The 12,335-nt window shown below is 63.8% G+C and carries 12 protein-coding genes; 10 read left to right on the forward strand and 2 right to left on the reverse strand.

Going from position 1 to position 12,335, the window contains the following annotated elements; all coding sequences use genetic code 11:
• Positions 1-180: 180 nt before the first annotated feature.
• From kdpF to kdpE, 6 genes are all read left to right on the forward strand, one after another.
• Positions 181-276: a K(+)-transporting ATPase subunit F gene (kdpF, locus tag AWB81_RS17995; RefSeq protein WP_062637766.1), complete on the forward strand. Its 96-nt coding sequence runs from the start codon at positions 181-183 to the stop codon at positions 274-276.
• Positions 273-2,081 carry a potassium-transporting ATPase subunit KdpA gene (gene kdpA, locus AWB81_RS18000; RefSeq protein ID WP_062637768.1) on the forward strand — a complete coding sequence of 603 codons (1,809 nt, stop codon included), beginning with the start codon at positions 273-275 and terminating at the stop codon, positions 2,079-2,081. The genes kdpF and kdpA overlap by 4 nt, the downstream gene beginning before the upstream one ends.
• Positions 2,082-2,201: 120 nt before the next feature.
• A complete protein-coding gene (gene kdpB, locus AWB81_RS18005; RefSeq protein WP_062637769.1) occupies positions 2,202-4,259 on the forward strand; it encodes a potassium-transporting ATPase subunit KdpB in 2,058 nt (685 codons plus the stop codon).
• Between the two features lie 43 nt (positions 4,260-4,302).
• Positions 4,303-4,884 carry a potassium-transporting ATPase subunit KdpC gene (kdpC, locus tag AWB81_RS18010; RefSeq protein ID WP_062637771.1) on the forward strand — a complete coding sequence of 194 codons (582 nt, stop codon included), beginning with the start codon at positions 4,303-4,305 and terminating at the stop codon, positions 4,882-4,884.
• The gene (locus AWB81_RS18015; protein ID WP_062637773.1) at positions 4,884-7,673 is read left to right on the forward strand and encodes a DUF4118 domain-containing protein; all 2,790 of its coding nucleotides are present in this window, start codon (positions 4,884-4,886) and stop codon (positions 7,671-7,673) included. The genes kdpC and AWB81_RS18015 overlap by 1 nt, the downstream gene beginning before the upstream one ends.
• Positions 7,670-8,368, forward strand: a complete 699-nt coding sequence (gene kdpE / locus AWB81_RS18020) for a two-component system response regulator KdpE (protein ID WP_062637776.1) — start codon at positions 7,670-7,672, stop codon at positions 8,366-8,368. The genes AWB81_RS18015 and kdpE overlap by 4 nt, the downstream gene beginning before the upstream one ends.
• A 23-nt stretch (positions 8,369-8,391) precedes the next feature.
• On the opposite strand, the gene AWB81_RS18025 is transcribed toward kdpE, so the two are convergent.
• Positions 8,392-8,712 (reverse strand): hypothetical protein, encoded by a 321-nt coding sequence (locus tag AWB81_RS18025; protein WP_062637778.1) that lies wholly within the window; start codon positions 8,710-8,712, stop codon positions 8,392-8,394.
• A 108-nt stretch (positions 8,713-8,820) separates the two neighbouring features.
• Here AWB81_RS18025 and AWB81_RS18030 point away from each other — a divergent pair, with 108 nt between their 5' ends.
• From AWB81_RS18030 to AWB81_RS18045, 4 genes are all read left to right on the forward strand, one after another.
• The gene (locus AWB81_RS18030; protein ID WP_097190325.1) at positions 8,821-9,231 is read left to right on the forward strand and encodes a hypothetical protein; all 411 of its coding nucleotides are present in this window, start codon (positions 8,821-8,823) and stop codon (positions 9,229-9,231) included.
• 201 nt (positions 9,232-9,432) lie between these two features.
• Positions 9,433-9,819, forward strand: coding sequence for a DUF5594 family protein (locus AWB81_RS18035; RefSeq protein WP_062637782.1), 387 nt, complete (start codon positions 9,433-9,435; stop codon positions 9,817-9,819).
• 88 nt (positions 9,820-9,907) lie between these two features.
• Complete coding sequence (locus AWB81_RS18040; protein ID WP_062637784.1) at positions 9,908-10,363, forward strand: Lrp/AsnC family transcriptional regulator; 456 nt, start codon at positions 9,908-9,910, stop codon at positions 10,361-10,363.
• Between the two features lie 201 nt (positions 10,364-10,564).
• Positions 10,565-11,674, forward strand: a complete 1,110-nt coding sequence (locus AWB81_RS18045) for a saccharopine dehydrogenase family protein (RefSeq protein ID WP_062637786.1) — start codon at positions 10,565-10,567, stop codon at positions 11,672-11,674.
• A 69-nt stretch (positions 11,675-11,743) separates the two neighbouring features.
• On the opposite strand, the gene AWB81_RS18050 is transcribed toward AWB81_RS18045, so the two are convergent.
• On the reverse strand, positions 11,744-12,319 hold the full coding sequence (locus tag AWB81_RS18050) for a P-loop nucleotide/nucleoside kinase family protein (RefSeq protein ID WP_062637789.1): 576 nt from the start codon (positions 12,317-12,319) through the stop codon (positions 11,744-11,746).
• Between the last annotated feature and the right edge of the window lie 16 nt (positions 12,320-12,335).

Here is a 12,335-nt window from a genome sequence, read left to right on the forward strand (position 1 = left end):
AGCCTGATTCTTAGCCGGGCTTTTATGTGGATTTGAGTACGCTTCAGTTCGTCCGAATCCGCTACGGGAGCTCATAACAATGGACTTGCTTTACATCGCCGGCATTGCCGTTTTCTTCGGCCTTTGCGCGGCGCTTGCCACCGGCTGCGAGAAGCTCCGCCGCGCTCCGGGAGGTCGCCCATGACTACCTGGATGCTGTGGCTCGCAAGCGCATCGACGCTGCTTCTATTCGTCTACCTCGTGTACGCGTTGCTGCGTGCGGAGGATCTGGAATGAACGCCAATAACCTGTTTCAAACCGCGCTCTTTATCGTCGTCCTGATTGGACTGGCGATACCGCTCGGCCGCTATATCACCGGTGTGATGGATGGGTCGTCGGTCGTCGTGCGCCGTATCGGTCGACCTTTCGAAGCGGTGCTATACAAGCTCGCGGGCGTCGATGCACAAGCCGAAATGTCGTGGAAGCGCTACGCGCTCGCCGTGCTCGCTTTCAATGCGCTCGGTGCGCTTGCTCTGTACGGCCTCCTGCGCCTGCAGCAGTGGCTGCCGGTCAATCCGCAGAGTTTCGGCCCGATGACGTCCGACGGCGCGTTCAATACCGCCGTGAGCTTCGTGACCAACACCAACTGGCAGGATTACTCGCCTGAAGCGACCGCCAGCTATCTGTCGCAGATGCTCGGACTCACCGTGCAGAACTTCCTGTCGGCGGCGACCGGGATCGCGGTCGTCGTCGCTTTGATCCGCGGCTTTGCGCGCCACACCGCGATGACGATCGGCAATTTCTGGGTCGATCTCACGCGCATCACGCTATACGTGCTCGCGCCGCTTGCCGTCGTCGTGTCGCTGGTGTTCGTCAGTCAGGGTGCAATCCAGAACTTCGAGTCGTACAAGGATGTGTCGACGCTACAGGTCACGACCTACCAGACGCCCAAGACCGATGCGCAGGGCAACGCCGTCAAGGACGAGAAGGGCAATCCGGTGATGGAGGACCACAAGGCCGACAAGCAGACGATCGCGATGGGCCCGGTCGCCTCGCAGGAAGCGATCAAGATGCTCGGCACCAATGGCGGCGGCTTCTTCAACGCCAACTCCGCGCATCCGTTCGAAAACCCCACACCGTTCTCGAACTTCGTGCAGATGATCGCGATGCTGGTGATTCCTGCTGCACTCTGCGTGGTGTTTGGCCGCATGGTCGGCGACAGGCGGCAAGGCTACGCCGTGCTCGCCGCGATGACGATCGCGTTTGCCGTCGCCTGCTGGGGCGAGATCTCGGCGGAACAGGCCGGCAACCCGCTCTTTGCATCATTGCACGTCGATCAGACTGCGTCGGCATTGCAGGCGGGCGGCAATGCGGAAGGCAAGGAAACGCGCTTCGGCATCGCGCAGTCCGGCATCTTCACGGTCGCGACGACCGCCGCATCGTGCGGCGCGGTCAACAACATGCACGACTCGCTCACGCCGATGGGCGGCTTTGTCCCGCTGCTGCTGATCCAATTGGGCGAGGTGATCTTCGGGGGCGTCGGATCGGGTCTCTACGGGATGCTGGTGTTCGCGCTGCTCGCGGTCTTCGTCGCGGGATTGATGATCGGGCGGACGCCTGAGTACGTCGGCAAGAAGATCGAATCGTACGAGATGAAGATGGTGGCGATTGTCGTGCTGCTGACGCCGTTCCTGGTGCTGGTCGGCGCGTCGATCGGCGTGCTGAGTGCGGCGGGCACCGCCGGGATCTTCAATCCCGGCCCGCACGGATTCTCCGAAGTGCTCTACGCGTACAGCTCGGCTTCGAACAACAACGGCAGCGCGTTCGCCGGACTGTCTGTCAACACGCCGTTCTACAACACGACGCTCGCCATCGCGATGTGGTTCGGCCGCTTCGGTTCGATCGTCCCGGTGCTCGCCATCGCGGGCGCGCTCGCAGCCAAGAAGCGTATTGCCGTCACGGCCGGCACGCTGCCGACCCATGGTCCGCTCTTCGTCGTATTGCTGCTCGGCACGGTGGTGCTGGTCGGCGCGCTGACCTACGTGCCGGCGCTCGCGCTCGGTCCGGTCGTCGAGCATCTGATGATGCTCGCGGGCAAATAAGCGGTCAATGATCCAGAGGAAAGCATGTCTACACTTGTCAAACCGCCTGTCAAGAATCCAAACCAGGCGCCCCAGAAGACGCCGGAGCCGGGTGTCCATACGCGCTCGGCAGCACGTTCGATGTTCGATCCGCAGATCGTCAGGCCGGCGATCGTCGATTCGTTCAGGAAGCTCACGCCGCGCACCCAGTTGCGCAATCCGGTGATGTTCTGCGTCTACGTGGGCAGCATCCTGACCACGGCCTTGTGGATCGCGGCACTCGCCGGTCAGGCCGAGGCGCCCGCGGGATTCATTCTCGCAGTCGCGCTATGGCTGTGGTTCACGGTGCTGTTCGCGAACTTCGCCGAGGCGCTTGCCGAGGGCCGTTCGAAGGCGCAGGCAGCGTCGCTCAGAAGCGCGAAGCACAATGTCGTGGCGAAAAAGCTGAATCAGCCCCATCCGAAATCGCCGGTGCAGATCATGGCATCGACGGATCTGCGCAAGGACGATGTCGTGCTGGTCGAAACGGGCGATGTGATTCCCGCCGACGGCGACGTGATCGAAGGCGTGGCATCGGTCGATGAATCTGCGATCACGGGCGAGTCCGCGCCGGTGATCCGCGAGTCGGGCGGCGATTTCTCCGCGGTCACGGGCGGCACGCGGGTGCTTTCCGACTGGATCGTGATGCGCGTGTCGGTCAATCCGGGCGAGGCGTTTCTCGACCGCATGATCGCGATGGTCGAAGGCGCGAAACGGCAGAAGACGCCAAACGAGATCGCGCTGACGATCCTGCTCGTCGCGCTGACGCTCGTGCTGCTGTTCGCCACCGCGACGCTCCTGCCGTTCTCGATCTTCTCGGTCGCAGCCATGAAGTCGGGTCACGTCGTGACGATCACAGCGCTCGTCGCACTGCTCGTCTGCCTGATCCCGACCACCATCGGCGGGCTCCTGTCGGCGATCGGCGTCGCGGGCATGAGCCGCATGATGCAGGCGAACGTGATCGCCACATCGGGCCGCGCGGTCGAGGCGGCGGGCGACGTCGATGTCCTGCTGCTCGACAAGACCGGCACGATCACGCTCGGCAACCGCCAGGCGTCGACCTTCCTGCCGGCGCCTGGCCTCTCGGAACACGATCTCGCGGATGCCGCTCAACTCGCGTCGCTTGCCGACGAGACACCCGAAGGACGCAGCATCGTGGTGCTCGCGAAGCAGCGCTTCAACATCCGCCAGCGCGACATGGCGATGCTGCACGCGACGTTCCTGAGTTTCAGCGCGCAGACGCGCATGAGCGGCGTCGACCTGCCGGACCACGAGATTCGCAAGGGCGCCGCCGATTCGGTGAAGCATTACGTCGAAACGAACGGCGGCCGTTATCCGCAGGACGTGCAGGCAGCCGTGGACAACGTCGCGCGGCGCGGCAGCACGCCGCTCGTGGTCGCCGAGAAGCAGGGCGACATCGCGCGCGTGCTCGGCGTGATCGAGCTGAAGGACATCGTCAAGGGCGGCATCAAGGAACGTTTTGCCGAACTGCGCAAGATGGGCATCAAGACCGTGATGGTGACGGGCGACAACCGGCTGACGGCCGCGGCGATCGCAGCCGAAGCGGGCGTCGACGACTATCTGGCCGAAGCGACGCCCGAAGCGAAGCTTGCGACGATCCGGGGTCATCAGGCGGAAGGGCGCCTCGTCGCGATGACGGGCGACGGCACCAACGACGCGCCGGCGCTCGCCCAGGCCGACGTCGCGGTCGCGATGAACTCCGGCACGCAGGCGGCGAAAGAAGCCGGCAACATGGTCGATCTCGATTCGAACCCGACCAAGCTGATCGAGATCGTCGAGATCGGCAAGCAGATGCTGATGACACGCGGGTCGCTCACGACGTTCTCGATTGCCAACGACGTCGCGAAGTACTTTGCGATCATCCCGGCCGCGTTCGCGACGACCTATCCGCAACTGCGCGTGCTCGACGTGATGCACCTGACTTCACCCGCCTCGGCGATCCTGTCGGCGGTGATCTTCAATGCGCTGATCATCGTGTTCCTGATTCCGCTGGCGCTCAAGGGCGTCAAGTACCGCGCATTGGGCGCGGCGTCTCTCTTGCGGCGCAACCTGCTGATCTACGGTCTGGGCGGGCTGCTCCTGCCGTTCCCGTTCATCAAGCTGATCGATATGGTCCTGACGGGTTTCGGCTGGGCCTGAGTGTATCGAGCGAAAGAGTCTTAAAACAAGCGAGTCAAACATCATGAAAAACTTCCTTCGTCCCGTCCTGGTGCTGTTTGCCGCCATGACGGTCATTACCGGCGCGGTTTATCCAGTCGTGGTCACCGCGATCGGGCATGTGGCCTTCCCCGAACAGGCGAGCGGCAGTCTCATCATCAAGAACGGCAAGGCGGTCGGGTCGGAACTGATCGGCCAGCAGTTCGATGCGCCCGACTATTTCTGGGGCCGGCTGTCGGCCACGGCGCCGAATCCGTACAACGCTCAGGCGTCAAGCGGCTCGAACCTCGGGCCGACCAACCCCGCGCTCGCCGACGAAGTCAAAGGGCGCCTGAGCGCGCTTCACGACGCGGACCCGTCCAACACCGCGCCTGTGCCGGTCGATCTCGTCACGTCCTCGGGCAGCGGGCTCGACCCGGAGATCAGCCCGGCTGCCGCCGCCTATCAGATCGACCGTGTCGCGAAGGCGCGCAAGTTGTCCCACAACGACGTCGAAGCACTCGTGCAACGCAACACCAGTGGGCGGCAGTTCGGCGTTCTGGGTGAGGCGCGCGTGAACGTACTGAAGCTCAATCTCGCGCTCGACGAACTGAAGCCCGTGCAGTGATGGAAAGGCCCGATCCCGATGAACTGCTGGAGAAGATCCAGCGTGATGAAGAGAAGCGTCAGCGCGGGCGGCTGAAGATTTTTTTCGGCGCTTCGGCCGGGGTCGGCAAGACGTTCGCGATGCTGCAGGCGGCACATCGACGGCGGGAAGAGGGCGTCGATGTCGTGGCGGGGATCGTCGAGACGCACGGGCGCAAGGAAACGCTCGCGCTGCTCGACGGTCTCGACGTGCTGCCGCCCGCGCACATCGAATATCGCAACCGCAAGCTCGCCGAGTTCGATGTCGATGCGGCGCTCGCGCGCAAGCCACAACTGATTCTTGTCGACGAACTCGCGCATTCCAATGTGCAGGGCGCCCGTCACGTGAAGCGCTGGCAGGACGTATACGAACTGCTGGACGCCGGCATCGACGTCTACACGACCGTCAATGTCCAGCACCTCGAAAGCCTGAACGACATCGTGGGCCGCATCACCGGCATTCGCGTCTGGGAAACCGTGCCGGACCGCGTGTTCGATCTCGCCGACGAAGTCACGCTGGTCGACCTGCCAGCCGAGGAACTGCTCGAACGCTTGCAGGAAGGCAAGGTGTATCTGCCTCAGCAGGCCGAGCGTGCGGTGCGCAATTTCTTTCGCAAGGGCAATCTCATCGCCCTTCGCGAACTGGCGCTCAGGCGCACAGCCGATCGCGTCGATGCGCAAATGCGCGAGTACCGCGCGGATCAGTCGATCGAGCGAATCTGGCAGGCGCGCGAACGACTTATCGCGTGCATCGGACCCGGACCGGAAAGCGCCGCGCTGGTCCGTGCGGCCGCACGGCTCGCCGCGGGCCTCAAGGCGGACTGGCTCGCGGTCTACGTCGAGACGCCAGGGCTTCAGCGTCTTTCCGACGAGATGCGCAAGCGCACGCTCGATGCGCTCAAGCTCGCCGCCGATCTCGGCGCGGAAACCGTCACCCTGGATGGCACCGATGCCGCCGAGACGCTGGTCGCCTATGCGCGCATGCGCAATGTGTCGAAGCTCGTGGCCGGTGCCTCGGCGGCACGCGGCTGGCATCGTGTGATGGCGCAGCCGGTCGGCGAGCGCCTCGTGAGATGTGCGGCCGACATCGACGTGACGCTCGTCGGCGCAAATCTCGCACGAGAAGCGCACGGCCCGCATCGCGGCATCCTGAACTTCGCTGCCGCGCGCGACCAAGCGCGCTCGAAGCCCAATGCGTACCTGTACGCGTTCGGCATCGGCGCCGCGCTCACCGTTCTCGCGAGCGTGCTCGCCCGGCATCAGTTCGCTCTCGCGAATCTGGTGATGCTGTACCTGCTTGGCGTCATCTTTGCCGCTGTCCGGCTGGGGCGGGGGCCGGGCGTGTTGCTGTCGTTCCTGAGCGTCGCCGCGTTCGATTTTTTCTTTGTGCCGCCGCAGTTTTCGTTTTCCGTTTCGGATACGCAGTACCTGCTGACCTTTGTCGTGATGCTGCTCACCTCATTGACGATCAGTCACCTCACTTCGAGCCTGCGGCATCAGGCGCATGTCGCTTCCTTGCGCGAGCGTCGCACCGGCGCGATGTACGCGATGACCCGGGAGCTGGGCGCCGCGCTGATGACGCAGCAGATCATCGAAATCGGCACTCGCCACGTGGGCGAGGTGTTCCAGGCCAAGGTGGCGATCCTGCTCCCCGACAGCGCCGAAAAGGTCAGGCAGAAAATCGACGAGCCGAATCCGGATGTCACGCTGGATGCCGCGCGCCTCGACCTCGATGTCGCGCAATGGGTGTACGACCAGCAGAAGCCGGCGGGTCGCGGCACCGACACGCTGCCCGCCACCGCAGCGCTTTACCTGCCGCTGAAGGCGCCGATGCGCACCCGCGGCGTTCTCGCGCTCGTCACCGAGCGGCCCGCGGAGCTTGCGATTCCCGAACAGCAGCGCATGATCGACACGTTCGCCGCCCAAATAGCGCTGGCACTCGAACGAGTTCACTACGTGGAAATCGCACAGGATGCCCTCGTCAGCATGGAGTCCGAGCGCTTGCGCAACTCCTTGCTGTCGGCGATCTCCCATGACCTGCGCACACCACTTACGTCGATCGTCGGCTTTGCATCGGTGCTCGAAGATCAGCAGCCGGTCACTTCATCTCGCGATTCGTCGCGCGACCTGATCCACGCGATCCACGAAGAAGCGCTGCGCATGAGCGGGCTCGTGACGAATCTGCTCGACATGGCGCGGCTTGAGGCCGGAGCCATTCGGTTGAATCGGCAATGGTCGATGCTGGAAGAAGTGGTCGGCGCAGCGTTAGCGGTATGCCGTCGTACGCTGGAAGGGCATCCGGTGAAGGTTCGCGTTCCGCCTGAGCTACCGCTCGTCAGGCTGGATGCGGTGCTCATGGAGCGGCTCTTCGCGAACCTGTTCGAGAACGCGGCGAAGTACACGCCTCCGGGAACAGCGTTGCTGATCGACGCGACGGTCGAACGCAACGCGGACCAGAAGTTCGTCCGGGTCTGTATCGAGGACAACGGCCCGGGTGTTCCGTCGGGCATGGAACATCGTCTCTTCGACAAATTCACGCGCGGCGAGAAGGAGTCAGCGAAGCCGGGCATCGGTCTGGGCCTCGCGATCTGCCGGGCGATTGTCGAGGCGCATGGCGGGACAATCGGCGTCGAGAATCGCGAGGACTCGGATGGCAACGCGATCGGCGCGCGTTTCTGGTTCACCTTGCCCGCGAACGAATCCCCGCCTTCGGAGACGCTCCCTGACGAAGACACAGAGACGCGCTCTGCCTCGGTACCGGATCGATCATGAGCGAGCCGGCTGTGACCGTCGTGATGATCGAGGATGACAAACAGATCCGGCGCTTCGTGCGCACTACGCTGGAAGCACACGGGATGACCGTGTTCGAGGGCGAGACCGGGCAGCAAGGGTTGCGAGAAGCGGCGACGCGCAAGCCCGACCTGATCGTCGTGGACCTTGGCCTTCCGGACTCCGACGGGATCGACGTCATCCGCGAGTTGCGCAACTGGTGTGATCGGCCGGTGATCGTGCTGTCGGCGCGCACGCACGAGGATATCAAGGTCGCCGCACTCGACGCCGGCGCGGACGATTACCTGACCAAACCCTTTGGTGTGCCGGAACTGCTCGCCCGCATTCGGGCGCAGTTGCGTCGGCGCAACCGCGGCGGCGAGCAGGAGTCACCGCAGGTATGCTTCGGCTGCGTTGCAGTGGATATGGCGGCCCGCAGCGTCACGCGCGATGGCGTTCCCATTCACCTGACACCGATCGAGTACCGGTTGCTCACGACGCTCGTACGCCATGCCGGCCGCGTGCTGACTCATCAGCAACTGCTGCGCGAAGTCTGGGGACCGGCCCACACCGAAAGCCAGCACTATTTGCGCGTCTATATGGGGCATCTGCGGCAAAAGCTCGAAAGCGATCCTGCCCAGCCGGTTCATATCGTCACCGAGACAGGGGTTGGATATCGCCTGCTGGGAGCGCGATAGAGATCGCGCCGTCGCGCACGCCTTCAGTGCTGGCGACGCTCAAAGACGCGCGGCCGAATTTCCACGATCACGGCTTCCGGAAGCACCTTTTGCAGCGTCCGAAGGGTGAAGCCGATGTCTTCGGCAGCGACGTCGAGTTCGAGCCGCAGTTCATTCCGGTCGCGCGATGCGTGGCTGACATAGACGCCGAGGGGCGAATGGAATAGCCGCCTGATGCGGTCGCGGGAGGTCTCGTCTTGCTCGCTGTGGACTGTGGCCGAAAGCAGCACGCGCTGCGGCGGGATAGCGAGCACGTTGTTGTCGATCGTGCTGCGTCGTTTGTTTTGTTCGAAGACCAGGTTCATTTGGGCGTGTGCTCCTTGAGATCCAGGTGCTTCAAAGCTTATGTGAATGTTCGTAAACGCCGAGTAAAAAGATCGAACTCGGTTGTATCGAAACCATCTGGAGGGTTCATGCAGTTGAAGCTGACGCATGGACCGCGCGACTGCTCCGGATCGGATGTTTGCCGGATGAAAATTCTCGCCCGGGCGCAGTCACAAGGCGCGTATGCTTCTTACATAACTTCGGAGGCGATCATGGCAGGCAAGCATCACTTTTATCAGGGATACGACCTGGAGGCTCTCGTTTATCCGCGCGAGAGCGACCCGCTAATGCGCCGCAACATGCGCGACGGCACTGGCTACGATGCGGCGATCCGCCTTCGGCCATCCGACGGCGCCGATCCTTCAGCGCCTTTCCGGGTATTCAAGGTCAATACGACCCACGGCTACGAAGACCTCGGGGACGCGCAGCGCGCCGCGTTTGCCTACGGAGAAGCCATTATCGACGGGCTCGTCGCGGAAAAATCGGCGAATCAAATCTGACGGGGATAGCGCCGTCAGCAGCGAGGCATAAGCGCTGGCGGCGAAACAGGCAACCCACGCCGCCGGCACCGATGCGAAGAGCGCCCAAACGCCCCGAATTCCCCCGCCATTTTCATTGCAGATGTGCTCCGCGCCACAGAAGCCGTGTCGCTTCGGTTCTACTCTCGTGCTGCGATTCCTGATCAGCAACCGGAGGCCGAGATGGCGCTCAGCAAAACCGAAAACAAAGTGTTCAGCGACAAATGTCTGCCGTTTCTCGTCCGAAGCGTCGCGACCGACTTCGGGCTGGATTTTCATATCTCGCCGCGCCAGATGAGCGCATCGCCGACAGTCGGCCTGCATATCACCGCCCATCGCAGCGCCGGCGCCAGGCTCTCCTATCCGCTCAACGTGTTCGTCTATTGGCCGGCACCGGGCATCCGCCAGTTTCTCTCCAACATCGACCGGCCGATCGTCGCGGCGAGCGTGAGCGATCGCGTCCCGCAGGAGATCCGCAAGGTAATGGAGCGCTCTGGCATCGACTTCGCGAGCCGCTCGCAGGAAAAGGGCGAAGTCCTCACGCTGGAACTGAAAGACAGCGTCCTCTGATCCGGCGCGGCCGGGCGTCCTTGCCCGACCGTCCGGCGCCCGCGGTGGGCGATAATGCGCGCTCCCGAACCAGACGGACGACGCCCGCATGAGACCGCCGCGCCTCGATCAACTCGACGACATCGACCGCAACCTCGTCGCGCTCCTGCAAACGAACGCGCGCGAAAGCGTGGCGAGTCTGGCGCGCCAGCTCGGCGTTGCGCGCACGACGGTGATCGCACGCATCGCTCGCCTCGAAAAGAACAACGTGATCGCGGGCTACGGCGTGCGGCTCGGGCAGGACGTGCTCGACGCGAGCATCCAGGCATATGTCGGCATCAAGCTCGCGCCGAAGTATGGCCGCGACGTGCAGAAGCGCTTCGCCCGGATGCCCGAGATCCAGTTGCTTTGCGCGGTAAGCGGCGAGTTCGATTACGTCGCGTGGCTGCGCGCCGATTCCCCCGATCGCCTGAACGACCTGCTCGATGAAATCGGCGCGCTGGAAGGCGTCGAGCGCACGACGACGTCGATCATCCTCGCGCGCAAGATCGACCGCGTCGGCTGAATTTCGACGATTCGCATCGCTTCTACGTCAAAACGACGAAAACCCTCGTCGATACGCATCATTTTGCGTCTAGGATCAGTATTCGGCCGCTCCTACACTTGTGTACGAAGGGTTCACTCCCGGACTACACAACCGCAACTACGTTGCATGGGACCAGAGTAAGCGTTGAAGAGCCAGCTCTGGTCGACAGGAGAATGAAAAATGAAAGTGGCCCTCGTAGGAGCCGGACTGATCGGTCAAAGCATTGCCCACCTGCTGCGTGAAACGGGCGATTTCGAAGTCGTCGCATTCGATCGCGACGACGGCGCGCTCGCGCTGCTCGACGCGCAGGGCGTCGCGACGCGCCGCGTCGATTCCGCCGACGCCACCGCGCTGCGCCACGCGCTGCAGGGCTTCGACGCGCTCGTCAACGCGCTGCCGTATTACCTCGCAATCAACGTCGCGTCGGCAGCGAAAGCGGCGGGCGTCCATTACTTCGACCTCACCGAAGACGTGCGCGCGACCCATGCGATCCGCGCGATCGCCGATGGCGCGACGCATGCGTTCATGCCCCAGTGCGGCCTGGCGCCGGGGTTCATCGGCATCGTCGCGCACGATCTGGCGAAGCGCCTCGACGACTTGCGCGAAGTGAAGATGCGCGTCGGCGCGCTGCCCGAGTTTCCGACCAACGCGCTGAAGTACAACCTGACGTGGAGCATCGACGGCCTCATCAACGAGTATTGCCAACCCTGCGAGGCGATCCGCGAAAGCCGCCAGCAATGGGTGCAGCCGCTCGAAGGCGTCGAGCATTTCTCGCTCGACGGCATCGAGTACGAGGCTTTCAACACCTCGGGCGGCCTCGGCACGCTCTGCGAAACGCTCGCGGGCAAGGTCGAGGCGCTCGACTACAAGTCGGTGCGCTATCCGGGCCATCGCGACCTGATGAAGTTCCTGCTCGACGACCTGCGCATGTCGACCGACCGTGACGGCCTGAAGGCGATGCTGAAGCGCGCCGTGCCGTCGACCGCGCAGGACGTCGTGCTGATCTTCGTGACGGCGACCGGCATGCGGCGCGGCCAGCTCGTGCAGGACGTGTTCACACGCAAGATCTTTGCGAAGGACGTCTGCGGCGTGCCGATGAGCGCGATCCAGATCACGACGGCGGGCGCCGTCTGCGCGGAACTCGACTTGTTCCGCGAAGGCGTGCTGCCGCAAAGCGGCTTCATCCGCCAGGAGCAGGTGCCGCTCGACGCGTTCCTGAACAACCGCTTCGGGCGTCTTTACGAAGGGGAGAGCGTGTTGAAGACGACGCGGCAACTGGCTGCCGCCTGAACCGAGGGCCGTCAGAGCCACTGAGAGACGAAAAGGGCGCTGCGGCGCCCTTTTTGTTGGTCGGCGACGCTACACGAGCCGCTGCAGCAGGTCGTCATACGCCTCGTCCGACGGCGACGAATTGTCGAACATCAGCAGGTCGCGGCTCGCGGGTCCGTCCGGCACGAAGCGCCGCTGCCGGTATTCGTCCCAGTGCGCGAGCTTGTACGCGTCGTTCGGATCGCCACGCGCGACGATCCGTTCGCGCGCCACGTCGTCCGTCACGTGCACCCAGACGACGCGAATCGTCACCTCGTCGCCGATGCGAAGCCATGCGCGGTCGAAGAGCCGCTCCTCGCGGACCTCCCGCGTAAGCGGCGCGACCACCGCGACGCTCACGCCGAGATCGAGATTCTCCCGCGCCGTGTCGATCAGCGCGCGATACTCGGGATCGCGGAAATGCTGAAGGAAGAGCGGGCTGTCGCGATCGTTCGGGTCGCCGGTCAGCGCGCCCATCGCGGCGGCGCTGTACGCGCCGTAGAGCGTGTCCTTGTCGAGCAGGCAGAACGGCTCGCCCGTGGCGCGCACAAGACGCGGAAAGAGGCGCTTCGCGAGCGTCGTCTTGCCGGTGCCCGCGTGGCCGCAGAAGAAGATCAGATACGTCATGCGCCGGTGTTCCATG

This window comes from Caballeronia arationis (genome assembly GCF_001544975.2).
Classification (GTDB): domain Bacteria; phylum Pseudomonadota; class Gammaproteobacteria; order Burkholderiales; family Burkholderiaceae; genus Caballeronia; species Caballeronia arationis.

Bases quoted from the DNA above. Each gene is read 5' to 3' on its own strand.
- kdpF (WP_062637766.1), top strand. From the start codon at position 181: ATGACTACCTGGATGCTGTGGCTCGCAAGCGCATCGACGCTGCTTCTA.
- kdpA (WP_062637768.1), top strand. From the start codon at position 273: ATGAACGCCAATAACCTGTTTCAAACCGCGCTCTTTATCGTCGTCCTG.
- kdpB (WP_062637769.1), top strand. From the start codon at position 2,202: ATGTTCGATCCGCAGATCGTCAGGCCGGCGATCGTCGATTCGTTCAGG.
- kdpC (WP_062637771.1), top strand. From the start codon at position 4,303: ATGAAAAACTTCCTTCGTCCCGTCCTGGTGCTGTTTGCCGCCATGACG.
- AWB81_RS18015 (WP_062637773.1), top strand. From the start codon at position 4,884: ATGGAAAGGCCCGATCCCGATGAACTGCTGGAGAAGATCCAGCGTGAT.
- kdpE (WP_062637776.1), top strand. From the start codon at position 7,670: ATGAGCGAGCCGGCTGTGACCGTCGTGATGATCGAGGATGACAAACAG.
- AWB81_RS18025 (WP_062637778.1), bottom strand. From the start codon at position 8,712: ATGAACCTGGTCTTCGAACAAAACAAACGACGCAGCACGATCGACAAC.
- AWB81_RS18030 (WP_097190325.1), top strand. From the start codon at position 8,821: ATGCAGTTGAAGCTGACGCATGGACCGCGCGACTGCTCCGGATCGGAT.
- AWB81_RS18035 (WP_062637782.1), top strand. From the start codon at position 9,433: ATGGCGCTCAGCAAAACCGAAAACAAAGTGTTCAGCGACAAATGTCTG.
- AWB81_RS18040 (WP_062637784.1), top strand. From the start codon at position 9,908: ATGAGACCGCCGCGCCTCGATCAACTCGACGACATCGACCGCAACCTC.
- AWB81_RS18045 (WP_062637786.1), top strand. From the start codon at position 10,565: ATGAAAGTGGCCCTCGTAGGAGCCGGACTGATCGGTCAAAGCATTGCC.
- AWB81_RS18050 (WP_062637789.1), bottom strand. From the start codon at position 12,319: ATGACGTATCTGATCTTCTTCTGCGGCCACGCGGGCACCGGCAAGACG.